This is a genomic window from Salmonella sp. 2020_1459 (genome assembly GCF_043847915.1).
GTDB classification, from domain to species: Bacteria; Pseudomonadota; Gammaproteobacteria; order Enterobacterales; family Enterobacteriaceae; genus Salmonella; species Salmonella enterica.
Genome location: NZ_JBCMFA010000005.1, coordinates 289,476 through 314,785 on the forward strand (window position 1 = coordinate 289,476; position 25,310 = coordinate 314,785).

Sequence of the window (25,310 nt, forward strand, 5' to 3'; positions counted from 1 at the left end):
AACTTATTTGCGTTTGTAGTCGATGGACAAAGCAAAGCCCTGGACACCGTCGCTACCCACGGTAACGCCGCCTTCCGCACCCTCGAACGCTGCTTTCGCGTCGACATTGGTGACAGGGATGACAAGGTCTTTATCATTCCAGCTTTCGTTGACGATACCGCCGCTACCGGTACCTGCAATTTTACTGGTGCCGACGAATTTCCAGCGGTAGTCATACTGGTCGGTAACGTTTTCACCGGCATCATAGGTACCGTTGCCGTTCTTATCGCTCCACAGCAATACCTGATAGGTGGTATTCGTTTTGAGTGTCGTCCCTGAATTCTTCAACAGGTTGGTATTCGAATCTTTCTCATGAATAACCACATGGACGTTTTCATCCACCACCGGACCTTCCGGAATTTCGTCATCATCCGAACCACCGCCCGCATCGGTCGACAGGTCTTTCAACAGCAGTTCGGTTGCCACGGCAGGGTCACCGGTGGTAGTGGTTGGCGTGATTTTGATACCGATATAACGATCCGCATCAGCGGCCTGGATTTCATAACTGTCACCAGTACCAAGATCTTTGGGGTCGCTGCCATTCTGATCGCTAAAGCTCACCCATTTCACGGTGGCTTTAGTTGCCGTGTTGTCGGTGTCCAGGTCGCCTTCCGTATCGCCAATCGCCCAGTTCACCGTGACCTTATCGCCAACGTGGAACTGCTTATCGCCTTCGGTCACAATTTTACGATCGCCGCGATCGATAGTTACCGTTACGTGATCTTTGTCGGTATCCGCAGTTTTATCCGCCGCACGGGTAATCCACGGCACCGTACCCTGAATGGTGCCCGTCTGTTCAGAGACAATCTGCCACTGCCCCGATTTCAGATTACCGTTCGCCGCCACCGCTGGCGCGGCGCAATATCCGGCAACCACTAATGCTAAAGCGACCTTCGTCAGCCGCCGTTTTACTGTTGCTTGCATTCAGACTCTCCTTTTTCTCCAAATTCAGCGGCTGGCTGGTCAGCCATAACGCTGACGCTATTTCTGGCTATACGTAACGCGTATGCCGTAACCCTGAACGCCATCTTCCTCATTGGCGGCAAACTTCTGCGCCGCCTCTTTATTGGTTACTGGCAGGACAAGATCTTCATTCATGGTGTTGGCCAGCGCGCCGGTATGTCCGTTTGTACTCTGCCCGGTAAACTCCCACTGGTAGTCGTACAGCGCCATCTCTTCTTCCGTGAGCTGCTCGGACATCTGAAAAACATTGTCTTTATTCTTGTCGCGCCACAGCAGGAAACGGTAAGCATTATTGACCGTAGGGTGCTTATCTTCTTTGCCGATAAGGTTGACAGGGTTGGCGGCTTTGACCTGATAAATCACCGCATTCAGCGCGCTCAGGTTGTCGCCGATAAAAGTGACGTCAACGTAGTTACTGTCGCCATAGGCGTCTGCTTTCGCCTTCCAGCGGAAAGTGCCCGGCAGGGTGCTGGAAAGCGTCACCGTCCCCGCTTCTTTATCACGGCTGGCAATAAACACGCAGGGGGTTTCCGTGGTGCAGGGCGTCTGGGCCAGGGTGACTTTTTTATCATTGCTGTCGTACAACACGGGCGTCATGGCATCGTCCACCAGTTCGTTACCATTGCGATCCGTGGAGTCGCCAAAGGAATCGGTGATCAGGAGATCCATCACCACGCCGTCTTCGCCATCGGCCAGCGCGCTGGCTTCATGGCTGTGATCGCTGCGATCGGTATCGGCAATGTTGTCGACGATCAGCTCAATTTTGCGATCCTGCTGGACGGTGATTTCCACCACGCCAGAGTTCTGCTTATTGCCCTTTTCGTCTTCCAGCGTCATGCGTACTTTCCAGGTGTTCAGGGCGGTGCGCTGCTCTTCGGTATCGGCGTTAACCCAGGCAGGAAGCACCAGATTCCAGCTGTTATTGTTGCCTTCGGTTAACGCATTAGCTTTTACTACCGGCATCACCAGCGTACGGGCGGCGTTGTTTTTCGCCTGCCAGGAAGCAGAAATAATTTTGTAATGGTGGTTAATCAGCGCGTTGACCGTCCACTTACATTTCTCCAGCCCCACCGCGGCCTCAGGCGTATCTTCAATCACGCATTCCGGGTGTTCGTTGGTGGCGTCAGCCTTCAGCCACAACGTGACGTCCAGCGGATCTTTCTCGCGATATTCGAGAATGATGAAATTGTTACGATCGACAAAATCGGTGCGGCTGCCCATTAAGGAGTGCTGGATTTTAACGTTTTCCGGATCGAGCTGCGCCGCCAGCGGCGTGCCTATCTGGTAGTTCACGGTCGCGTTAACGCTAAAATCGTTACTATCGCCAGTACCGGCTTTGTAATCCGTACCAACCGTGACCAGCGGTACCGGCGTATATTCCAGCCCCAAAGTGACGGCATGAGGATCTTTTTGCAGATTATCGGTGCCAAACAGCGCTACTTCATCGCCGTAGTACTGTTCGTAAACTAATTTAGCGCCAAGCTGCGGATAAAACGGCAGCCAGCTTTCCATGCGGATATCCCAGCCGCGCGCGGGTCGCTCTTCATAAAAGTCGAAATCTTCGGAGTCTTTCCAGTCAGAAAGAGGATGGTAATAGTTGCCGGAGAATTTCAGGTAATCCGTCCAGGCTTCGGTTCCCAGACCTAATCGACGGTGACCGCGCGTAAAATCGTAGTCATAGAATGCGTTGCCGCCAAGCAGCCAGTTGCCGACGTTCTGGCGAACGCCAAGCCCAAAGTTACCAATGGTGCGGTCTTCCTTACGCTGAGCCGAAATCTGGCTAAAGAAAAGCGTGCTCTGATTGTCATACCAGGGAATAAAATAATCCAGCGAACTGCCGTCCAGATCGCCGCCTTCGCCCACGGACAGGCTGGTACGGATCTTGCCATAAGGTGACATTACACCTTCAAGATATGACTGTGCTGAGGAAGTGATTTGGTTTTGCAAATAGCTACGCGCCTGGGATTCCAGCGCTTCCGGGGTGAGATTATCAAAGCCCTGGGTGGCGGAATTAATAAAGTAGTCAGCGCCCTGTTCTTTAAAGGACTTTCCTTTATTTTCCTGTTCTTCTTTTTTCGCGGATTCGCTGGCTAAATCAGGCAGAGAGGAGTGGCTTTCATCATTTGCAGATACAGAGTTATCTGCGCCGGAAGCCGCAACTGAGACTCCAGACACTAATAGCAAAACCAGAATGCGAATCCTTCGCACCATATGATATCCCTGTCGTTAAATAAACACGCCTCGATGAAAAGATATTATATGGATGATTCAGATGGAATCATAACTAACAGGCCTAAATATATTCCTAAAAAGAAAATTTTAATATGAAACAGACTTATAATATTGATATAATAAATAAAAAGAAAGCTTTTATTTATTTCTAATATTAATTTTTGGGAATAATATTCTCTATAAATAGTTGAATCAATAAAAAGAATAAAATAGCCGCCGGGCAGGATACTATGCGGATATTACGGGAGTATCGAATAATGCTTTTGCCCTTAGCCGGATAAGACGTCGGCGCCTCTGCTCTGCGGCGCAACGTCGACAGCGGTTTTATTGATCGGAAATGACGAAGTTAACCCGTTTTTTTGAAATTAAACCATGACCGTTCTGGCAAAAATAGTCCACTGCGCCGCAGGCTTTCAAAACCTGTAACGGCTGGCGGCAGTCAGGACAAATTGCCTGTAACGAGAAATCTTTAGCGCATGTCTCGCAATGCGCTGTATCGCCATTGCGCTCCAGCGCGTGATGGCAAACGGGGCAGGTTATTTCCATAACATTCTCCTCAGGCGCATGACTCACTTTTACTTGAAAGGCCTGATAGCGCAGCGCTTGTCAGGCCTGGAATATTACTGAAAAAGCATTACTTGCTTTTCTTGATATGTTTCATCAGACGCTTACGTTTGCGCATTTGCGTTGGCGTCAGTGTGTTACGCTTGTTCGCATACGGGTTCTCCCCTTCTTTAAACTGAATGCGAATCGGCGTCCCCATCACTTCCAACGACTTGCGGAAGTAGTTCATCAGATAGCGCTTATAGGAGTCTGGCAGATCTTTTACCTGGTTGCCGTGAATCACCACAATCGGCGGGTTATAGCCGCCAGCGTGGGCATATTTCAGTTTCACACGGCGACCGCGCACCAGCGGCGGCTGATGATCTTCCACCGCCATCGTCATGATACGGGTCAGCATCGCAGTGCTCACCCGGCGAGTGGAACTGTCGTAAGCCTCGCGTACGGACTCAAACAGGTTGCCGACGCCGCTGCCGTGTAGCGCAGAGATAAAATGAACGCGGGCAAAATCAATAAAGCCCAGACGGAAATCCAGCGTCTCTTTCACCTGCTCTTTGACTTCCTGGCTCAGGCCATCCCATTTGTTGACTACGATAACGAGTGAGCGCCCACTATTAAGGATAAAGCCCAGCAGAGACAAATCCTGGTCGGAGATCCCCTCGCGCGCATCGATGACCAACAGTACGACGTTAGCGTCTTCAATCGCCTGCAACGTTTTAATCACCGAGAACTTTTCTACCGCATCGGTGATTTTTCCGCGCTTACGCACCCCCGCCGTGTCAATCAGCACATATTCCCGTTCGTCGCGTTCCATCGGGATATAAATGCTGTCGCGAGTGGTGCCCGGCATGTCGTATACCACCACGCGCTCTTCGCCGAGAATACGGTTAGTGAGTGTGGACTTACCTACGTTCGGGCGACCGACAATCGCCAGCTTTATCGGCAGGCTTTGCGGGTCAAAATCATCTTCCGGCACTTCTTCGCCATTTTGTTCCGCCTCGAACTGCGCCCAGTATTCCGCGTCTTCATCCACCTCTTCCTGCGGCGCGACATCATCCATCCACGGCAGAAGCACATGTTCCAGCAGGCTCAATACGCCGCGACCATGTGAGGCGGCGATAGGGTAAATTTCGCCTAATCCCAGCGAGTAAAAATCGACAACCGCCTGATCGGGATCGAGACCATCTGTTTTATTCGCCACCAGGAAGGTCGGTTTTTCACGGGAACGCAGATGTTTGGCAATCGCTTCATCCGCCGGCATCAGGCCAGCGCGCGCATCTACCATGAATAACACTACATCCGCTTCTTCAATCGCCAGCAGCGACTGTTCCGCCATCCGCGTTTCGACGCCGTCTTCGGTGCCGTCAATACCGCCGGTGTCGATACAGATAAACTCGCGGCCTTCAACTTCCGCACGACCGTACTTACGGTCACGAGTCAGACCCGGGAAATCCGCAACCAGCGCATCTCGGGTGCGGGTCAGACGGTTAAATAGCGTGGATTTTCCGACGTTAGGGCGCCCGACAAGCGCGACCACAGGTACCATGTTTAAAGCCTCATTAAAAAAATCATCAGACAACGCGCGCATTTTGCGCCATTGTTAAAAACAGGAAAACGGCCCCTACACCAGGAGCCGTTTTTTAAAACGCACAACCGTGACGATTAACGCGTAATCGCGTAGACCGTACCGTCTTTGGCCTGGATGAGCAGTTTACCATCCGCCACCGTCGGTTCGGTCAGAAAACCGGAACTGTCTACTTTTTGTTGGGCCACAAAACGCCCGTCATCAACATTAATCCAGTGCAGATAACCTTCGCTATCGCCGACGACTAAATCACCATTATACAGCACCGGGGAGGTCAGCAAACGGTGCAGCAGATCGCTTTGCGTCCACAGCGTTACGCCGCCGTCAGTGGTCAGCGCCAGCACGCGATCGTTCTGATCGACCAAGTAGATACGGTCGCCGTCGACGATAAAGTCATTGACCGAACCCAGCTCGCGTTTCCACATAATCTGACCACTGCGCAGATCCAGCGCCGTTAAGTTACCATTATACGCCAACGCGTAAACGACGCCGTTTACCACAACCGGCGTGGTATCAACGTCGCTCAGACGGTCAATTTCCGTTGGGCCAGTGGCCTGGGAGATACGCTGTTGCCAAATCATCTGGCCTTGTTGCATCAACACGGCGCTGACGCGACCATTATCACCACCAACGATAGCCGCGCCGAACGCGGTTGCCGGCGCAGATTCCCCGCGCAGCGACAGCGAAGGCATATCCAGGTTCACCGTCCATTTAATGGCGCCATCTGCCTGATTTAGCGCCTGCAACTGACCGTTGCTGGTATGGATAAGGACAATTCCATCACTGACAACCGGACGAGACAACGCTTCGCCTGCGACCTTCGTCTGCCATGCTGTGGTACCGTCGCTGGTATTCAGCGCATAAACCTCGGCCTTTTCACTGCCGATATAGACGTGACCGCCCGCGACAGTGACGCCGCCGGACAACAACGCGGACGAACGAGAGAACCAGCCGTCTTTCTCGCCCAGATTCACAGACCAGATCTCTTTGCCATCATCCGCATTGAGCGCTTTTACCACGCCCGCGCGATCGGCTGCATAGACCACGTTATCTGCCATTACCGGATGAAGGTTAGAATAAAATTCGCCAATTCCGTTACCGACAGAGGTGCTCCAGACAGTGGTCGGGGTAAACTGGTTTTCAACCTGCGGTAATGGAGACATCTTGACGACATCTTCTTCGCCGCTAAACAGTGAACAGCCGCTGAGCAGGGTAACGGAAAGCAACCCTGGCAGAAGTAATTTACGCAATTGCATCGGGTCCCTCTCAGATGGACAAATTATTGATTTTCATCTGCATCATTTCGCTCAACGCCGGAGAAGCATCGCTATTGACGCCCGCTTCCCATGCGCTGCGCGCGCCTTTTTTATCACCCTTACTCAGCAACGCTTCGCCGCGCAAATCAGCGACAATGGCCGTCCATCCTTCGCCTTTAACGGCATCCAGAGTTTTCAGCGCGGCGTCAGCTTGCTTAAGCTGTAACTGAACGCGAGCGAGACGCAGATTAATCACCGCTTTGAGATTTTCATCGCTGGTGGCCGCCAACCCCTGCTGCAACTGGGCTTCGGCTTTTTTAAGTTCATTCTTATCCACAAACTGCTGCGCCAGTTCCATAGACGCCAGCGCACCATAGGTATTTTTATTCTCAGCCGCGAATTTTTCAGCGGCGGGAATGCTATCCGGCTTATCGGCGCTTACCGCCGTCACCGCATTTTGATACGCCAGAGAAGCAGCACGCGCGGACTCCGTCTGATGGCTGCTCCAGTAACGCCAGCCAACCAGCGCGCCAACCCCTAAAATCACTCCGACAGCCAGCGCTTTGCCGTTTTCGGCAAAGAAGCGTTTAATCGCATCCACCTGGTCGTGTTCGTTCTCGTAAATTTCCACGCTGTCCTTCTCCTTAGCCCAATAAAGTGCGCAAATGCGCGGCGACGCTGTCCTGCGCCACTGCCGTTTGCTCACCGGAGCGCAAATCCTTCACTACAACTGTCCCATCGGCGACTTCAGATTCGCCAAGAACCAGTGCAATACGGGCGCCCCACTTATCGGCGCGGGCAAACTGTTTCTTAAAGTTGCCGCCGCCGTGGTTTGTCATTAGCTTCACGCCTGGCATTTCATCGCGCAGCCGCTCCGCCAGCGTCATTGCCGCAGACTGCGTTTGTGCGCCGGCAGCTACCAGGTATATATCGACAACAGGAGAGGCAATAAATTCCGGATTAACTGCCTGAACTAACAAAACAAGTCGTTCCAGGCCCATCGCAAAGCCCACTGCCGGGGTAGCGCGACCGCCCAGTTGTTCCACCAGACCGTCATAACGACCACCCGCACAGACAGTGCCTTGTGACCCCAGACTGTTTGTTACCCATTCAAATACGGTGCGGTTGTAGTAATCCAGACCGCGTACCAGACGCTGGTTGACGGTGTAGGCAATCCCCGCCGCGTCCAACAATTTACACAGGCCGGCAAAGTGCTCGCGTGAATCGTCATCGAGATAGTCGCCGAGAGCGGGCGCGTCGTTGAGCAGCGCCTGTACGTCCGGATTTTTTGAATCCAGCACGCGCAGCGGATTGGTATACATGCGGCGTTTGCAGTCTTCGTCCAGCGTCTCTTGATGCTGTTCGAGGAACGCGACCAGCGCATCGCGATAGTTCGCACGCGCCTCTAACGAACCAATAGAGTTCAGCTCCAGGCTAACGTGTTCAGCGATGCCCAGCGCGCGCCACCAGCGTGCGGTCAGCATAATCAGCTCCGCGTCAATATCCGGGCCTTGTAAGCCGAAGACTTCGGCGCCTAGCTGATGGAACTGACGGTAGCGGCCTTTTTGCGGACGCTCATGACGGAACATTGGGCCGATATACCACAAACGCTGTTCCTGATTGTACAGGAGACCATGTTCGATGCCGGCGCGTACACAGCCCGCCGTACCTTCAGGGCGCAATGTCAGGCTATCGCCGTTGCGATCCTCAAAGGTGTACATCTCTTTTTCAACCACGTCAGTAACTTCACCGATCGCGCGTTTGAATAACGGGGTCTGCTCTACAATCGGCAAGCGGATTTCACTGTAACCGTAGCTGCCGAGCACGTTTTTGAGTGTGCCTTCAATGCGCTGCCAGATGGCGGTTTCGCCAGGCAGATAATCGTTCATGCCGCGAATGGCTTGAATGTTTTTTGCCACGTTTATTCTCTTTCTGAATATAAAAATGAACCCTCAGCGCTTCCCCGAACGAACCGGGAGCCATGCGGGTTCAATCATACACGGGAAGCGCGCCGCTTCCCATCACGTTCTTATTTTTCAACCTGCAGCACGTCAATCCGACGCGCTTCATCAAGTTGACTTGCTTTCGCGCGAATACGGGATTCAAGCTGCGCGATCATATCGTCGTTATCGAGTCTGTCCTTACGCACGCCGTCTTCATACAGGCCGCTTTTCTTATTGCCGCCCGTCACACCCAGCGTCGATACCAGCGCTTCGCCCGGCCCGTTCACTACGCAACCGATGATCGAGACGTCCATCGGGGTGATGATATCTTCCAGACGCTGCTCCAGCGCGTTCACCGTGCCGATAACGTCGAACTCCTGGCGAGAACAGGTCGGGCAAGCGATGAAATTGATGCCGCGCGCGCGAATGCGCAGCGACTTCAGGATATCAAAACCGACTTTGATCTCTTCCACCGGGTCGGCCGCCAACGATACGCGCAGCGTGTCGCCGATGCCTTCCGATAACAGCAGACCTAAACCGATCGCCGACTTGACCGCCCCGCTACGCGCGCCGCCCGCTTCGGTGATCCCCAGATGCAGCGGCTGATCGATCTGTTTAGCCAACAAACGATAAGACTCAACGGCAAGGAATACATCGGACGCTTTTACGCTCACTTTGAACTGATCAAAGTTGAGACGATCAAGATGATCCACATGGCGCATGGCTGATTCCAGCAACGCCTGCGGCGTCGGCTCACCGTATTTTTCCTGCAGATCTTTTTCCAGCGATCCGGCGTTTACGCCGATACGAATAGGGATGTTTTTGTCGCGCGCGCAGTCCACCACCATACGAATACGTTCTTCGTTACCGATATTGCCGGGGTTGATACGCAAGCAATCAACGCCGTATTCCGCTACTTTCAGCGCAATGCGGTAGTCGAAGTGAATATCGGCAACCAGCGGGACGTTAACCTGCTGTTTGATAAGCTTGAACGCTTCGGCGGCGTCCATTGTCGGTACAGAAACACGAACAATATCTGCGCCAACGCGCTCCAGCGCTTTGATCTGATTAACCGTCGCTTCCACGTCAGTGGTACGCGTGTTAGTCATCGACTGGACGGCGATAGGGGCGCCATCGCCAATCGGCACATTCCCAACGTAAATACGTGTCGATTTTCTACGTTGAATCGGAGCCTGGTTATGCATGAAAAACCTCCCGCGTTACCCGTCTGTTACTGCGCCGGTGTCGGTTCGGCATTAAGGGTCAGACGCGCAACCTGATTAGTTCTGATAAAGCGGCTCAGATCGACAGGTTTTCCTTGATACTGGATCTGCACCGCGGCCGGCGCGCCAATTTTAAGTTTATAAGGCGCCTGACCGGTTAGGTTTAAATTACCATCTTTACGCTGCATACCGCTAAACAGCTTCTTACCCGTGGCGTCAGTGACTTCGAGCCAGCAGTCAGCGGTAAAATTCATCACCAGCGCGTTCGGATCGGCAGCAGGCGCCGCTACGCCAGCCTGACTGGTCGGCAGCGCGGACGGCGTCTCCGTTGCCGCTGGCGCGGCAGATGTCGCAGCCGTATCGACATTCGCCTGCGAAGGCGCGACTACCGTATTTTGCGTTGCCGCCGCCGTTGGCGCTGGCGTTTGCGTCGCCGCCGTCGAATCAACCGGCGTCGCAGGCGCCGGAGCCGTTTGCGCTGGCGTCGTATCCTGGCTTGTCACGGCACCGGTGTCCAGCGGTACGCTTTGGCCGCTGTCTTTATCTGCGTTCAGTTCAGCCGTGCTTTGATCGGCCATCGTCGTGATCTCTTCCTGCTGCGCCTTGTGGTTCTGCCACCACCAGGCGCCGGTCAGCCCTACGACCACAAACAGTACCAGCCAGGTAAAAGACATTAACCAGCCGTCGCGTTTTTTACGACGCTTTCCTAATGAGAAACTCTGCATCGGGGCGACTTTGGCGGCGCGCAGCGGGGCCTGCTTTTCCAGCCCCGGCAGCAGTTCCTCTTCTGGAACATGCACCAGACGCGCATATGAGCGGATATATCCGCGCAGGAAGGTTGAAGCAAGATCGGACGGCGCCTTATCTTCTTCAATATCGCGTACCGTAGAAACCTTCAGGCAAAGTCGCTCAGCGACAGCCTGCTGGCTGAGTCCGAGTTGTTCACGGGCATTGCGCAGACGAACGCCGGTGGTTTGTGCTTCATTTTGGTCGTGCGTGGCTTCAGTATTCATTCGCTACAGCTACAGGTACGTGTAAATTAAGATTCAGGCGCCGACGAGCCGTAATGCCCGCCCACACCGCGAAACATCAGGTTAGTTAACCTTAGTCAGACAGTATAAGCCTGTCAGGCCGCAGATGACAAAACCGCTAAGACACAAGGCTAAACTCTTGTTGCACCATTACATACTGCCTTAAAGTCGACAAAAACGCACCGTTATTATTGACCAGACAAGTACAACGCCAGACATTATTCAACTGACATTGCGCCACGGTATAATGAATGCCCCGTGGCGCAACTGCTATCAAATAGCCTTGATGTCAATCACCTCTCCCTGCATACGCTTACGCAGAGTACGTTTAGTACGGTCAATCACATCGCCTGCCAACTGTCCGCATGCCGCATCAATGTCATCGCCACGCGTCTTGCGTACGATGGTCGTGAAACCATAACTCATCAAAACTTTAGAAAAACGATCGATACGGCTGTTAGAGCTGCGGCCATACGGCGCGCCAGGGAACGGGTTCCACGGAATCAGATTAATCTTGCAAGGCGTCTCTTTTAATAGCTCCGCCAGTTGATGCGCGTGTTCAGTGCCGTCGTTGACGTGGTCAAGCATCACGTATTCAATCGTCACGCGCCCCTGATTGGCGTTGGATTTCTCCAGATAGCGGCGAACCGCGCCCAGGAACGTTTCGATATTGTATTTTTTGTTGATCGGGACGATTTCGTCGCGAATAGTGTCATTCGGCGCATGTAAGGAGATAGCCAGCGCGACATCTATCATATCGCCCAGTTTATCCAGCGCAGGCACCACGCCGGACGTTGAGAGCGTGACACGACGTTTGGACAGGCCGAAACCAAAGTCATCGAGCATAATTTCCATCGCCGGTACGACATTGGTCAGGTTAAGCAATGGCTCGCCCATCCCCATCATGACCACGTTGGTGATCGGACGCTGGCCGGTGACTTTGGCCGCGCCGACGATTTTCGCCGCACGCCAGACCTGACCGATAATTTCCGATACGCGCAGGTTGCGGTTAAAGCCCTGCTGCGCAGTTGAACAAAACTTGCACTCCAGCGCGCATCCTACCTGTGAAGAGACACACAGCGTAGCGCGGTCGTCCTCCGGGATGTAGACCGTTTCAACGCGCTGATCGCCGACAGCAATCGCCCACTTAATGGTGCCGTCTGAGGAACGCTGCTCTTCAACGACCTCCGGCGCGCGGATTTCCGCGACCTCTTTTAATTTGCCGCGCAACACTTTGTTGATGTCGGTCATCTCATCAAAATTATCGCAGCAATAGTGATACATCCATTTCATCACCTGATCGGCGCGGAAAGGCTTTTCACCTAAGTTTTTAAAAAACTCGCGCATCTGCTGACGGTTGAGATCCAGCAGGTTGATTTTTGTTTCGTTGTTAAGAACTACCGGGGTACTGCTTTCAGGTGTGACAATTTGTTCAGACATATGCTATTCCGGCCTCGTTATTACACGTTATGGCCCCTGGAGGGTTGAAAAAAGAAACGCCCCGGTAAGCTTACTGCTCGTCCGGGGGCGCTGCATTGTACAAATTCTGGCGTAAGGATGCCACGTCTGCACGCGGCATTAGCAAAAATAATATTTGAACCGATAATTTATCGCCAACGCATTTGCAGCGTGAAAGACGAAGGAGATTAACGGGTGCGCGGGCACACTTCGCCTTCACCGAAGAAAAAGGCGATTTCGCGCTGCGCGGATTCCAGCGAATCCGAACCGTGGGTGCCGTTTTCAGTTAAGCTATCAGCGTAGTCGGCGCGCAGCGTACCCGCCAACGCGTTCGCCGGATTGGTGGCGCCAAGCAGATCGCGGTGACGCTGTACCGCATTTTCACTTTCCAGCACGGATACCACGATAGGGCCAGAGGTCATGAACTCCACCAGACCGTCAAAGAACGGCTTGCCGTCGTGCTCAGCATAGAAGCCGCGCGCCTGCTCAACGGTCAGGTGCAGCATTTTAGTGCCAACAATTTTGAACCCTGCAGCTTCAAAGCGCGCAAAGATGCTGCCAATAACGTTTTTTGCCACCGCGTTGGGTTTAATGATGGAAAAAGTCCGTTCAATAGCCATGTTTACCTCTGAAATATGTTCTGTTGTTATGTCAGGCGCGGATTATAAAGAGCATCCCATCAATTGCCTATGGATGCAGGTAACATTTTTTTAAAATAAAATGAGCATTAGCAACAAAAGTTAAAGGCGCACAGCAAACTCAGGGGACTGACACAGCACGCAGTGCGTGTGTTCAGGCGTGAGAGCATGGAAAGTACGTTTGCAGCTTTCGCAGGTGAGCGTATGCACCGCACTATGCCGCGTTGACGCGGGTTCCACGTCAAACCGCAGCCGCAGCGCCTGATGCGGACATACCGCCGCACAGCCGCCGCATCCCGTACAACGCGCCGCAGCTATCGTCAGGGTATTGTCGTCAAACTGGATAACGTTCTCCGGGCAGCTTCGCCAGCAGGCGCCGCACATCCTGCACTCTTGCGGACTGATTTCGGGTACGCATTCGCTGAACGCGGAAAACGCCTGTCTGAGACGCCGTTTCCCCGGCTCGACGGCGCACGGGGTAATGGCGTCGCGCGGAACATGAAACAGAGTGCGCCGCGAGGCGTTAATCTCCGCGCCGACAACGTGTTTGAAAGACCAGCCCGGCTCGCCGTAGCGGCGCAGCGCTAAATTTAGCCCCGCCAGCGCCATCAGCCACTGCGCCGATCGCTCCACCGCAATATCAATAAAGCGAATACCGTACTGGCTGTGCCAGAGAAGCAGTTCATCGACCGTTGGCGCCTGTAGCGAAAACGGCCCCACCAACGTATCCCCCTGCACAAAGCGTTTAACCGGTTTGATACCGGTAATGGCGTCAACAGGACAGACAAACAGACAGTCGCCACAGGCTATGCAGCGTGTCGTATCTATGCTGACCTGCCCCTGCGCCAGCGAAAACGCCTGCGCCGGACAAACATCGGCGCAAGCGCGGCAGGAAGAAAAACGAAAGCGACGACGGACGCAGGCCTGCGTCACGTCTACCGCCGGATCGATCGTCAGGTTAACCATCAGCCAATACTAAAGAAGACGTAGCGCAGCATAATCTCGCCGAGAAGCAGCAATACGCTGCCCGCCACCAGCGTCCCTCTGGCGTTTCGCAGACCGCCTGCGGCAAAGCAGAGCATTCCCGCCGCTGAGACACACCAGCCGAGAAGATAGACGTCACGCAACTGCGCCAGCGCCTGTAGCGGATGATGCGGGAAAGTGACGACCGTCGTATCCACCGCATTAATATCCGCCAGCCATAGCGGCTGCATGATCAGGCGAATCAGCACCATCAGTGCGACCACCACCACAGCGCAGCGCATTGCGGCGCCAGCGTTGCGCAGATAAGCCAGCGCAATGACTACCGAGCCGATAATGCCTGACGAGCCAAAGAACAGCGCCAGCGTGTTGCTATGCTGCCAGGTCGCCACCGAGGCATGGATATAAACCTGCGCCATGCAGAATACATCCACCAGCCCGAACGCTGCCGCCAGCGCCAGCAGCGGCTGCCAGCCTGGCTTTCGGAAAAACAGCAGCACAACCCCCAGTCCCAGCGCCGCCAGATAAAGGCTGGCAAAGACGATTTCGCGACTCAGCCACGAACTGGCGACATGACGTAACGCATTTAGCGCATTCAGGGGATAGCCCATGTGCAGCGCTGAAGCAAGCAGCCCCACGCAGGCCAGTACAAACGCCCCCGCCATCGCGGGAAGCGCGCCGCGTGCAGGCACGCGTCCCTCTACGGCGTACTGGCGGCCCAACGCCAGCCACACTGTCACGCCCACGGCCCCTTGCAAACAGAGCGTAAAAATCAGCAGCGGTAACTCATGCATGGCGTTTACCCTCTTTTTCTGCGCCCTGATGCGCTTTGACAACCAGATTAGGTTTGGTTATGGATGAATCTGGCAGCCCGTTAACGTCGCATACGCTACCGTACTTCGCGCGCAGTTCATCAATCGGACCAAACTTGATGGCCTCCAGCGGACAGGTTGCAACACAGACGGGCGGTTCACCTTTCGCCAGTAAATCAACGCACATGTCGCACTTGGACATTTGGCCAGTCTGCTCGTTAAGCTGCGGCGCGCCGTAAGGGCAGGACCAGGCACAATAGCCACAGCCGACGCATTTGTCGGTATCAACGCACACGATGCCGTCGCCCGGGCGTTTATGCATAGCGGTAGTCGGGCAATTTTTGGTGCAGACAGGATCCGCACAGTGGTTGCAGGAAATGGAAAGCGTATAAGCAAATACGTTATTGCTGACCCCGCCCTGCCCGGTCGGGATGAAACTTCCGCCCTTGACTTCATAGACGCGGCGGAAACGACGGCCTACTTCCAGATTGTTTTTGTCTTTGCAGGCCACCTGGCAGGCTTTACAACCGGAGCAGCGTGAGGAGTCGATGAAAAATCCCAGTTGTTTATCGCTCACCGGCGGGTAATGTGTAAACTGACTCATGCTTTAGCCACCTCCACCAGCATGGTTTGATGTGAATTTCCTTTCGCCAGCGCGGTAATACGGGCCGAGCTGAGGACGTTCGCACAGCCGCCTTTATCAATACCGTTCTCATCCGGCTGCCACCAGGCGCCGGCCTGCATCGCGACAACGCCAGGAATAATGCGCGGCGTCACTTCCGCCGGGATTTCGCAAATCCCGCGTGAGTTATGAATACGCATCATGTCGCCATGCGCAATGCCGCGCGTTTGCGCGTCCTGCGGGTTGATCCACAATGTCTGCTGCTGCACTTCAATCAGCCACGGGTTAGCGTATTGCGTTGAGTTGGCGCGGTTTTTTCCTTTCCACGTAATTAACTGGAGCGGAAAATCTTTCGCCAGCGCATCCTCCGGGCCTTCATGCGCGGGAACGTAGTGCGATAACGCCGGGATTTCCGGATGCTGCATGTCGTACAGGCGCTTCGAGAAGATCTCTATTTTCCCTGACGGCGTCGGGAACGGATGATTTTCCGGATCGCGAATATTGTCTTCAAAGGCGATAAATGGCGCGCTTTTGAACAGATGCTGACGGGTCTTTTGCAGCGTGGCGAAATCCGGCAGATTTTCGTCCGGCATCGCCAGGCGCGTCTGTTCCCAGATGTGTTCAATCCACGCTTTCTCATCGCGCCCCTGGCTAAATTCATTCTCAATGCCTAATTTCGCCGCCACCTCACGTAGCCAGTCGTAGTCGGAGCGCCGCTCAAATTCAGGCTCGATCAGTTTTTCAGAGAGTATCAGGTAGCTTGCCGTGCCCCAGGTTTCACCGATGTTCCAGCGTTCCATAAAGCTGGTTTCCGGCAGCAGTAGATCAGCGTATTTCGCGCTCGGCGTCATAAACAGATCGCTGGCGACAATAAACTGGATCTTTGATTCATCCTCCAGTACGCGTACCGCCTGGTGCAGATCGGGGTTCTGATTCGCCAGATAGTTCCCGGCCAGCGAGAACAGAATACGGATGTTACTGTCCAACTTATCGGCATCTTTCAGCCCCATATCCGGCGTCACTTTGCTGGCGTCGTCTGCGGCCTGCACCCAGTTCATCACCGAAATTTTGGCTTTTACCGGGTTATCCGGCATCTCCGGACCCGCGGCAAATTTACGGTTAGCGCAGCCGCCGTAACCCGCAGCCCAACCGCCTTTGATGCCGACATTACCGGTAATGGTCGCCAGTAGGGTCGAGCCGCGCGCGGTGCGCTCGCCGCAGTTGTGGCGCTGTGGTCCCCACCCCTGAATCAACGCGGCGGGTTTGGTATTCGCGTAATCACGCGCTAACTGGCGAATGGTTTGCGCCGGCACATGGGTGATCTTTTCCGCCCACTCGGGAGACTTAACGACACCGTCTTTGGCGCCGGTCAGATATGCCACCAGCGATTCGTTAGCCGGTACGCCTTCCGGCATTGAGTCTTCATCAAAACCGATAGCGTAGCGCGCAATAAATGCGCGATCGTGCAGATTCTCGCTGATGATGACGTACATCATCGCGTCCATCAGCGCATTGTCGGTGGTGGGCAGCAGCGGGATCCACTGATCCGCCAGCGACGAAACGGTGTCGGAATAGCGCGGATCGACCACGATAAACCGCGTACCGTTCTGCTTCATCTTCTGCAGGAAATAGTTGGTATGACCAAAAATGGTCTCCGTCGGGTTATGGCCCCACAGAATCACCAGTTTGGTCTCCAAAAGCGTATCCAGCGAACTGCCGCTGGCGGCAATGCCGTAAGTATAAGGCGTCGCGGCCGCCGTATTGCCCATACTCACAGAATGGTAGCTTTCGAGATAGCCGCCGGTCAGATTCAGCAGGCGACGCGCCATTTTATCGCCGGAAAAGGTGCCGCCGGAAACGGCGGTGCCAACATGAACATAGCGCGAAGCCGGGCCATATTTTTCAGTAATCGATTTTAAATTATCGGCGATTAAGGTTGTCGCTTCATCCCAGGAAATTCGCTCGAATTTTCCTTCACCGCGTTTTCCTACGCGCTTCATGGGATATTTAAGTCTGTCAGGATGATAAACAAATTTACGGTATGCGCGTCCACGAACACAGGCACGCATCACCGGCATTTGCGCATCCAGCGCATTATCCGGTCGCGTTGAAATTCGCGTCACGATACCGTCACTAACATGCGCCCGAATATCGCATTTGCCCCCGCAGTCAAAAGTGCTGCATGTCTGAACGACTTTTTCCGCAGGCCTGTTTTCAGTTGCCGTCACAGCGCGCGCCTGAGCGGTAGCTGGCGAGGAGACAAACGGTAACGCAATAAGCGCGGAGCTGGCCTGGATAAAGTGGCGGCGAGAAATAGCGGGCTGTTCGCCATTTCCCTGGCTTTTTATATTTTTCATGATCCGACTCGTCAAATAAAAACCCATTCTCACGTTTTTAAGTGTTAGATCTCTTGATATTTATCAAGCTCCCTCATTAAGGGTAATTCCGGAAAAATTAATAATTCTCATTAACTTTAAATTAAATGAAATTCATAATTTATTCTGAAGAGTTGTTAACGTATTAATTCAAAATTAACCGCTGCAACCTGACCGGACTCATCCATTACGACAAGTTGATAACGTCCAGCGATATTGAGTAATAAAGAAAGGCGATTATTTTCGCCATTAACAGGTTCGCCATTTAAAAACCACCAGCGACGCCCTTTACCGCCGGTAGTCGAGACGGGCAGCGTAACGTTTTCCTGGCCTGGCAATTGCCTGATCACCGCGCCATCCCTCACTCCTGACAGCATTAACGGCGCGGCATCATTGCCCTGTAGCGGCGGACAGTGGTCGGACGCCGCGGGCAAGCGGGCGCTACGTCTTTCCGCAGGCGGCAGCCACGGCTCCAGCGGCCGCGGCCAGACGATAAACGTATGCGCACGCGCCTGCGGACAGTCGGCAGCGACACGCCGCCCCGTATCATCCAGCCAGACCGGGAAACGAATACCGTTGATGTCTTCCTGCTCAGGTAACAGCAGCGTGGGCGGCTGGCTGTCATCGAGAAGCCATGTCGCCAGGCGGCGGCGACAGTTGCTGTCTCCGGCAGGCAGAGTCTGTCCGCCCGGCCAGCAAATGACGCCGCGGCTTACCGCCTGCGGACGCGGATCTTCCGGCAGGCGTCCCGTATGCGCCAGTAACAGATTATTGACCTGGTTAAGCAATGGCACCGCGCTGGCAAAACCAAATTGCCCCACCACAGGCGTGCCGTCGGGTCTGCCTGTCCAGATGCCGATGATATAGCGCGCGTTAACGCCAATAGCCCACGCATCGCGATAGCCGTAGCTGGTGCCGGTTTTCCACGCCAACGGCACAATGCGCGGCAGCGCGTTATCCGGCAAGGGTTGCGCTTCATCCGCCATAATCCGTCGAATGATCCACGCCGCTCCCGGCGACATTAATGGTCTTTCCGACAGCGGATCGTCCGGCTGTAACCGTAGTTTCGCCGCTTTCCCATGACGAGCGAACGCGCTGTATGCCGCCGCCATCTCGTCAAGCCGCGCGCCCGCGCCGCCCAGAATCAGCGAAAGATTGGGCGCCGCGCCAGCAGGCAAATATAGCGGCAGGCCGACGTTACGCAGTTTTGCCGCAAATCGTTTCGGCCCATAGGCTTCAAGTACCTGAACGGCAGGCAGATTCAGCGAGCGTACCAGCGCGTCGCTCATGCTGACCGGGCCGTGAAATCCGCTGTCGAAGTTTCCCGGGCGGTAATCTCCGGTGCGGCGCGGAACGTCCTGTAATAATGATGCGGGATGGATCAAGCCGTCATCCAGCGCCAGACCGTACACAAAGGGTTTGAGTACCGATCCCGGCGATCGGATCGCCGTTACCATGTCGACATGACCAAAACGGCTGTCGTCATTAAGGTCTACCGATCCTACCCAGCCGCGCACGCTCATATCGGTATGATCGACGACGATCATCGCCAACGAACTGCGTGCAGGCAGCCGCCCTTTCCATGCCCGCGCCAGATCTTCCAGTTGCCGCTGCAATCCGGCGTCCAGCGTGGTCACAATTTTGTCGCTCCGGCTTTTACTCAACATCATTCGGGCAAAAAGCGGCGCCAGTTGCGGCATTTGACGCGGCGCCAGCCAGACCGGCTCTTCACGCGACTCGCGTACCGTTTCGGCAGGCCAGACGCCCTGCTCCGCCATCCGATCCAGCACTTTATTCCGTGCCGCTTCGGCTCTCGCAGGCCAGCGGTCGGGGCGTAACCGGCTCGGCGCCTGCGGCAATACGGCCAGCAGCGCCGCGTCAGCGTAGCTCAGGCGCGCGGGCGGCTTGCCGAAGTAGGCCCAGCTTGCAGCGCCAATACCCTGTAGCGTGCCACCGAACGGCGCGCGGTTCAGGTACAGCGTCAGGATATCGCGCTTGGACAAATGCCATTCAAGCTGGAGGGCGCGCCAAAGCTGGCGGATTTTACCGCCGAACGTGCGCGAATGCGGGTCCAGAAGCCTCGCCACCTGCATAGTCAGCGTACTGCCGCCGGAAATAACGCGCCCGGCGGTAAGATCCTGCCATGCCGCGCGCGCGACGGAGAAAGGGTTAACGCCAGGGTGCCGCCAGAACCAGCGATCTTCGTAATTGATTAAGGCCTCCAGGTAGCGGGGAGAGACCTCTTCAATCGTCACCGGATAACGCCAGATCCCCCCGGCGTCGGCAAAGCGCCACAGCGGCGTACCGTCATGGGCTACCACGACCCGCGCAGGATGGACCTCATTGAGCGGCAGCGGCCAGAGTTTATCCGCCGCCCATAACGCCAGGAAAATAAAAAGCGGCGCGCCCGCCAGCCACAGCCAGCGGCCACGTTTACCACGCCAACCGTTCATTTAAGGCGTCACTATCAGCAGCCCCTCGCTCGCGCCGGTTGCCCGCCACTGAGGCACGTACATCGATTCCACCTGCGGTTGCGCAAGCTGGTACGTCCCCGGCGTTACCGCGCGCGCCAGGTAGACCAGCGTCACGGGCTGGCCCTCATTGACGACGACGGCAGCCACAAATCGATCGTCGCGGAATTCCATATACTGAATATCCGCCTGCTGCATCTGATTAAGCAGATTTTGCACTTCGCTACCGCTTTCCGGCAGGCTGGCGCTGCTGTCAGCCAGATTCTGGTTTTCCAGCTCCAGCCCGGCCGGGAGCAGGTCCACCACCAGCGCATCCGGCACATTGCGATCGGCCACTACCGTTAACCAGACCAGCACCAGTTCGCCGCTACGCAACGAGGACAGCGATTTGCGCTGACCATCGGTCCCCAGTATTTGTCGTTCAATCTGCAAAACGTTGCTGGCAGGCTCAGGCGCAGATGAGGGATAGCCGCTGCTATCCAGACGCAGCCATAGCGGCTGGCTACCGGTGTTCGTCACCTCAAGGGCGGCCAGCTGGTCAGCACCCAGATTACGGGTCAGCGCCTTGTCGCCCGACAGCGGCTGCGCCTCTAACGAGGTCTGCGCCTGCCAGGCGCCCGCGCTGGCCTGTCGCGAATGCGCGGCGAGGAACAAGGCACTGTTCTCCTGGGTAGAGAGCCAGCGCTGACCGAAGGCCTGCTCAGAAAGCGAGCTTAATAGCGCGTTTTGCGCGTCCGGTCTGAGGTTGTTCTCTTCCAGTAGCGACAACATCAGAGCGTTATCGCGCAGAGAACTGCCGTAATCCGCTATCCATTGCCGTTCGTCCTGACGCGGCGTATTCAGAGCCAGCGTAATGGCCTCTTCGCCGCGTCTGGCATCACCCATCGTGTTTAACGCGATGCCCAATTGCATCAGCGGCAGTCCTGAAGCCGCCTGACTACGGCGCTCCCAGATTTCGCGCAGCGCGCCGAGCGGCGCTTTCTGCTGGCGCGCCAGTACCAGCGAGGCGTAAGCCTGAGCGGCAAAAGTACTGGCCTGGGTATTATCGCTATAACGAATCAGCATCGTGCCGGGATCCTGCAGATAGCGCAGCAGTCGCTCATTGCCCCGGTTAATGGCCTCCGGCGGGACGCTATATCCCTGCTCGCCCGCGCGAATAAGGAAATCCATCGCGTAGGCCGTTAGCCAGGGCTCTTCCGCCCCATTTTCATCCCATAGCGCAAAACCGCCGTTATCACGCTGCATCTGTAGTATCCGGGAGATGCCGATATCCACCGCAGCGCGCCGTTTTTCATCGCTATCGCCGGTAATACCGAGCGACTGCAATTGAGCGGCATTGGTATACAGCGCCGGGAATAACCCGCTGGTGGTTTGTTCCAGGCACCCGTACGGATATGCTTTCAGCTCGCGAATGTAGCGCGCCAGATTGAGCGGCGGTTTTCCGCTTAACAGCAGTTGTCCCTGTAACGTGGCTGGCGAGACGTTTGCCAGATGCTGCTCTGGTACATGCCAGCTCTCTCCCGGCGCCAGCGCAATGCCGCTATTTACCGTTTGGGCAGGCCAGGCCGGACGCACGCCGATTTGCCACTGCTTATGCTGCGCGCCGAGGGTTTCTCCCGGCAGATTCAGACCGCTAATGGTCGCCTGGATTTCGCCTTCGCCCAAACCTTCCAGCGCGCGTACCGGAACGAATAAGGTGGTGCGCACGCCCGGCGCCAGGTTGACCGGTTGCGGCTGCTGGCTAAGCAGTTCCAGTAACCCACTGGCGGCGAGCGCAATATTCAGCGTCTGCGGGCGGTCGGTCAGATTGGTGACGTCCAGCACCAGTCGCGAAACATCCCCTCCCGCCAGAAAACGCGGCATATTCAGCTCGGCAATCACTGGCGCGGCGACAACAACTTTGCTTTCGCCGCGACCAAAATCGTCCGCTGTCCATGCCTGCGCCATAACCCGCAGTTCGCCGTTAAAGTCGCCAATCGGCAGCGTTACGACGCCTTCGCCCTGCTCATTGAGCGTGATCGGCTGCGCCTGCTGCGCGATAATATTGACATGGTTTACCGGCGGTTTTCCGCCGCGCTTAAGGTCGTCGCCATCGCCGCCAAAACGCAACGCCGCCAGCCGTCCTTGCCCTTCAATGACCTGGCCGTAAATATCGTAGATATCCGCACCGTAGCGTTTTTGACCGAAGAACGCCTGCCACGGGTCCGGCGTCGCGTAATCGGTGATATTCAATACGCCTCTATCGACCGCGGAGACCAGCACGTTGATCTGTTTTGGCATTTCGCCGTGTTTAACGCTGGCTTTCACCCTGACGGTGAGCGGCTGATTCGGGCGCATTTTAGCCGGGCTTTCCAGCGCCAGATCGAGGCGGCGGTTTTCATCCCCCAGCGGTAGGTGTAGTAACCCCACGGCGCGTTTTGGCGTCGCGGAACGAGATTTATCGCCGGGACGCACCACCAGCGTACTGAGATAGAGATCGTGGCGATTCCAGGTTTTATCCACCGGAATCGTGAGCTCCAGACCTTGTGCCGGCACATCGATCGCCTGCCACCACAGCGGACCGTCGCTGGACTCCACCATCGCATAACCTTTACCAGCGACCGGCGCGGCGATATGCAATTTCATGGTATCGCCTGGACGATAACTCGCTTTATCCAGTTTGAGGGTGACGCGATCCGGACGCGCCGCGCCGCTACCGTCGCTGTTATCCTGCCAGCTATAGCCGGCCCAGAAACGAACGCTGCTGACCGTCTCATTCGGCGCTTTGACCTCCAGACGGTACGCGCCCCATTCCACCGGGAAGCTGACTTTTCCGGTTTCATCCGCGTTCAGATCCAGCGTCTGCTCACCCTCCACCAGATCTTTTTGATCAAACTGCGACTGCCAGCCTTCGCTTTCCGACCAGTTCCAGTAATAGTCGCGACGCTCGCGGATGAGCCGCACCTGTAAACCGGACACCGCTTTTTTCTCGCCCTGCGCGTTGGCGTAAACAATATCGAATGCGGCGTTGCTGTCTTCGTCGACAATCGGTTGATTAACGGTGGTATCCGTACGGTAGTCGTATACCGCTTTGGCGGCGAACTGTGGACGAATTCCCGGTAACGTATCGGCAGGCCAAATCGCCTGCTCTACGCGACGAGTGACCGGACGACCGCCAGACTCCAGCAGGCTGGCCTGTAGAATTACCTGCAGCGGCGAATGCGCTTCTTGCCACTGGCTGGCAGCACTCACTTCACCACGTCCGCCTTTATCCAACGTCAGTTGAACTTCGTCCAGGCTGCGCGAAAGATTCTCTTCGGCAATATTGCCGAACTGGAAGCCAGGCAACGCCGCGACAGCGTCGCGCAGCGGACGCAGGAAAAGTTGCCCTTGCAGGGTATTGCCGTTAGCAGGCGCCCCATACAAGTAATAGCCGACAACGGAGAATTTCACCTCATCCGCAGGCGCCAGCGGTGTTTTTTGCGCCGTCAGGTTGAGCGCCATCCGCTCCGGCATAAAGTCTTCCACGTGGAAATCCCAACTCCGCAGCAAATTATCGCCGGTGTTGGCGCGGACATGCCACAAGCCGGTCGGCGCGTTGATATCCAGCGGATAATTCAAACGGTATAGCCCGTTTTCCGGCTGGCTGACGACGGTACGCATCACCTGTCCGTCTGGTTTTACCACTTCCAGCTTAACGGGTTGATCGGGCAGCGTTTTACCGTCGCTATCGCGCAGTAATCCGTTGAGGATAACCGTTTCGCCCGGTCGGTAGAGATCGCGCGGGCCGAACATAAAGAACTGCTTGCTGTAGCCGGGCGCGCCAGCGACATTAAATTCCGACAGATCCAGAGCCGGAAGCGTGAGATCGAGCAGCGTGGTCTGCTCCTCTTTACGCGCCAGTAATAGCGCCGCCGCTTTATCAGCCTCCAGTTGCACATGTCCCTGCGCGTCGCTCGTCGCCTGCGCCAGCGTCTGACCTTTATCATTCAGAAGAACGATCTCAATTCCCGACTGCGCCGCGCCGTTTTCCAGGCTTTGCGTAAAGATATCCAGCCGATTATGGTAACGGTGCGCGGACACGCCGATATCGCTAAGGGTAAACAACGTAGCGGCATTACTATAGTTGTAGTGTCCAGCCTGATTCATTACCGCCACATATACGCCCGCCTGTTGCAGCGGCTTAATATCGCTTAATGGCAGCAGCAGTTTCTCACGCGTATTGCGCGCCGGATTAAGATCAAAACGACCGGTATAAACCAGATCCGCCATTTTCAGCAGATTGTCGGACTCCCAGTTAGAGAGAGAACTACGGTACTCCCACTGGCTGACAAATGACGCCAGCGATCCGGGCTTAACGCGGAAAAAGTTCACATCAACGTGGTTGACGTTAAGCGCCATGACCGGCAGTCCTTCCGCGATTTTCCCCGGTAGCAGCGATCCCCGGCTGGCAAAGCCGACGCTGGGCTGGACATCACGCGTGGTAATCGTTTTTTCATAAGACTTGCCGAAGGTGGCGTTATTCAGCGCCTTAACGGCGGGATCAACCGTGACCACCAGCACGCGCTCAGGTTCCAGATGACGTAACCTTAGCTCTTTTAAATTTGGCGCCAGCTCCCATGCGCCGTCAACGCTGCCGCTTTTCTTATCAACCACGTGAACCACACGGGAGAAATCCTGTTCAGGATCTAAAGGAATTGAAAACGTCAGCACCAGCGTCGCCGCGCCGTCGAGCTGCGCTTCGGAGGCGTCTAATAGCGTGAGCGCTTTGCCCTGGCTTTGCTGCGCCAGCTTTTGTAGCTGTGCCGGGTCTTGCGCGGGCGAGGGCTGCGCTACGGCTGGCGCTTCGCTTTTAGTCGTCGGGGCGGTTTTATCGTTGTTATCGCATCCCGCCAGCGCCAGCATGATCATGCAGGCCACCACGCGTAAATGTTTCATCTTTCATCCCTGGCCTTAACGGCCTGTCAGCAACGGTTGATGAGATATTATGCGCGAGAAATTTTATTGTGTAAGTCCGTATTACTGTGATGATGCGAAAATTTTACGCAGAAATGTGGTTTCGCCAGCCAAAACAGCCTCTTCTACTTGTCCCTTTTCGGGAAACGTCCGACAATTTGACCATAATCAGGTAACAATGGAGA

The 25,310-nt window shown here is 55.4% G+C and carries 17 protein-coding genes; all 17 read right to left on the reverse strand.

The features are described from left to right. Window positions 1–3 precede the first annotated feature (3 nt). The gene (locus tag ACH0VJ_RS15105) at window positions 4–963 is read right to left on the reverse strand and encodes a SinI family autotransporter-associated protein (protein ID WP_001149062.1); all 960 of its coding nucleotides are present in this window, start codon (window positions 961–963) and stop codon (window positions 4–6) included. A 57-nt stretch (window positions 964–1,020) separates the two neighbouring features. Further along, on the reverse strand, window positions 1,021–3,213 hold the full coding sequence (gene sinH, locus ACH0VJ_RS15110; RefSeq protein ID WP_000252229.1) for an intimin-like inverse autotransporter SinH: 2,193 nt from the start codon (window positions 3,211–3,213) through the stop codon (window positions 1,021–1,023). A 345-nt stretch (window positions 3,214–3,558) separates the two neighbouring features. Then, the gene (locus ACH0VJ_RS15115) at window positions 3,559–3,780 is read right to left on the reverse strand and encodes a zinc ribbon domain-containing protein (RefSeq protein WP_000406465.1); all 222 of its coding nucleotides are present in this window, start codon (window positions 3,778–3,780) and stop codon (window positions 3,559–3,561) included. 88 nt (window positions 3,781–3,868) lie between these two features. Further along, window positions 3,869–5,341, reverse strand: coding sequence for a ribosome biogenesis GTPase Der (gene der, locus ACH0VJ_RS15120; RefSeq protein WP_023196046.1), 1,473 nt, complete (start codon window positions 5,339–5,341; stop codon window positions 3,869–3,871). A gap of 116 nt (window positions 5,342–5,457) precedes the next feature. Then, window positions 5,458–6,636, reverse strand: a complete 1,179-nt coding sequence (gene bamB / locus ACH0VJ_RS15125) for an outer membrane protein assembly factor BamB (RefSeq protein WP_001177072.1) — start codon at window positions 6,634–6,636, stop codon at window positions 5,458–5,460. A 10-nt stretch (window positions 6,637–6,646) separates the two neighbouring features. Then, complete coding sequence (locus ACH0VJ_RS15130) at window positions 6,647–7,267, reverse strand: YfgM family protein (RefSeq protein WP_000409190.1); 621 nt, start codon at window positions 7,265–7,267, stop codon at window positions 6,647–6,649. 13 nt (window positions 7,268–7,280) lie between these two features. Further along, window positions 7,281–8,555, reverse strand: coding sequence for a histidine--tRNA ligase (gene hisS, locus ACH0VJ_RS15135; RefSeq protein WP_001107141.1), 1,275 nt, complete (start codon window positions 8,553–8,555; stop codon window positions 7,281–7,283). A 110-nt stretch (window positions 8,556–8,665) separates the two neighbouring features. Further along, window positions 8,666–9,784, reverse strand: a complete 1,119-nt coding sequence (gene ispG, locus ACH0VJ_RS15140) for a flavodoxin-dependent (E)-4-hydroxy-3-methylbut-2-enyl-diphosphate synthase (protein ID WP_000551804.1) — start codon at window positions 9,782–9,784, stop codon at window positions 8,666–8,668. 26 nt (window positions 9,785–9,810) lie between these two features. Next, entirely contained in the window at window positions 9,811–10,815 is a 1,005-nt protein-coding gene (gene rodZ, locus ACH0VJ_RS15145) for a cytoskeleton protein RodZ (RefSeq protein ID WP_001090894.1), read from the reverse strand. Window positions 10,816–11,106: 291 nt separating this feature from the next. Beyond that, a complete protein-coding gene (locus ACH0VJ_RS15150; RefSeq protein ID WP_000003206.1) occupies window positions 11,107–12,273 on the reverse strand; it encodes a bifunctional tRNA (adenosine(37)-C2)-methyltransferase TrmG/ribosomal RNA large subunit methyltransferase RlmN in 1,167 nt (388 codons plus the stop codon). Between the two features lie 206 nt (window positions 12,274–12,479). Beyond that, window positions 12,480–12,911, reverse strand: coding sequence for a nucleoside-diphosphate kinase (gene ndk / locus ACH0VJ_RS15155; protein ID WP_000963846.1), 432 nt, complete (start codon window positions 12,909–12,911; stop codon window positions 12,480–12,482). Between the two features lie 120 nt (window positions 12,912–13,031). Beyond that, window positions 13,032–13,895, reverse strand: a complete 864-nt coding sequence (locus tag ACH0VJ_RS15160) for a 4Fe-4S binding protein (protein WP_000247783.1) — start codon at window positions 13,893–13,895, stop codon at window positions 13,032–13,034. Beyond that, window positions 13,895–14,704 (reverse strand): dimethyl sulfoxide reductase anchor subunit family protein, encoded by an 810-nt coding sequence (locus ACH0VJ_RS15165; protein WP_000544866.1) that lies wholly within the window; start codon window positions 14,702–14,704, stop codon window positions 13,895–13,897. Before ACH0VJ_RS15165 ends, ACH0VJ_RS15160 begins: the two co-directional genes overlap by 1 nt. Further along, a complete protein-coding gene (locus ACH0VJ_RS15170; RefSeq protein WP_001727539.1) occupies window positions 14,697–15,326 on the reverse strand; it encodes a DMSO/selenate family reductase complex B subunit in 630 nt (209 codons plus the stop codon). The genes ACH0VJ_RS15165 and ACH0VJ_RS15170 overlap by 8 nt, the downstream gene beginning before the upstream one ends. After that, a complete protein-coding gene (locus tag ACH0VJ_RS15175; protein WP_308411200.1) occupies window positions 15,323–17,701 on the reverse strand; it encodes a DMSO/selenate family reductase complex A subunit in 2,379 nt (792 codons plus the stop codon). The genes ACH0VJ_RS15170 and ACH0VJ_RS15175 overlap by 4 nt, the downstream gene beginning before the upstream one ends. A 155-nt stretch (window positions 17,702–17,856) precedes the next feature. Beyond that, on the reverse strand, window positions 17,857–20,172 hold the full coding sequence (gene pbpC / locus ACH0VJ_RS15180) for a peptidoglycan glycosyltransferase PbpC (protein ID WP_001014768.1): 2,316 nt from the start codon (window positions 20,170–20,172) through the stop codon (window positions 17,857–17,859). Then, a complete protein-coding gene (locus ACH0VJ_RS15185) occupies window positions 20,173–25,107 on the reverse strand; it encodes an alpha-2-macroglobulin (RefSeq protein ID WP_000681864.1) in 4,935 nt (1,644 codons plus the stop codon). It lies immediately after the preceding gene. Window positions 25,108–25,310 lie beyond the last annotated feature (203 nt).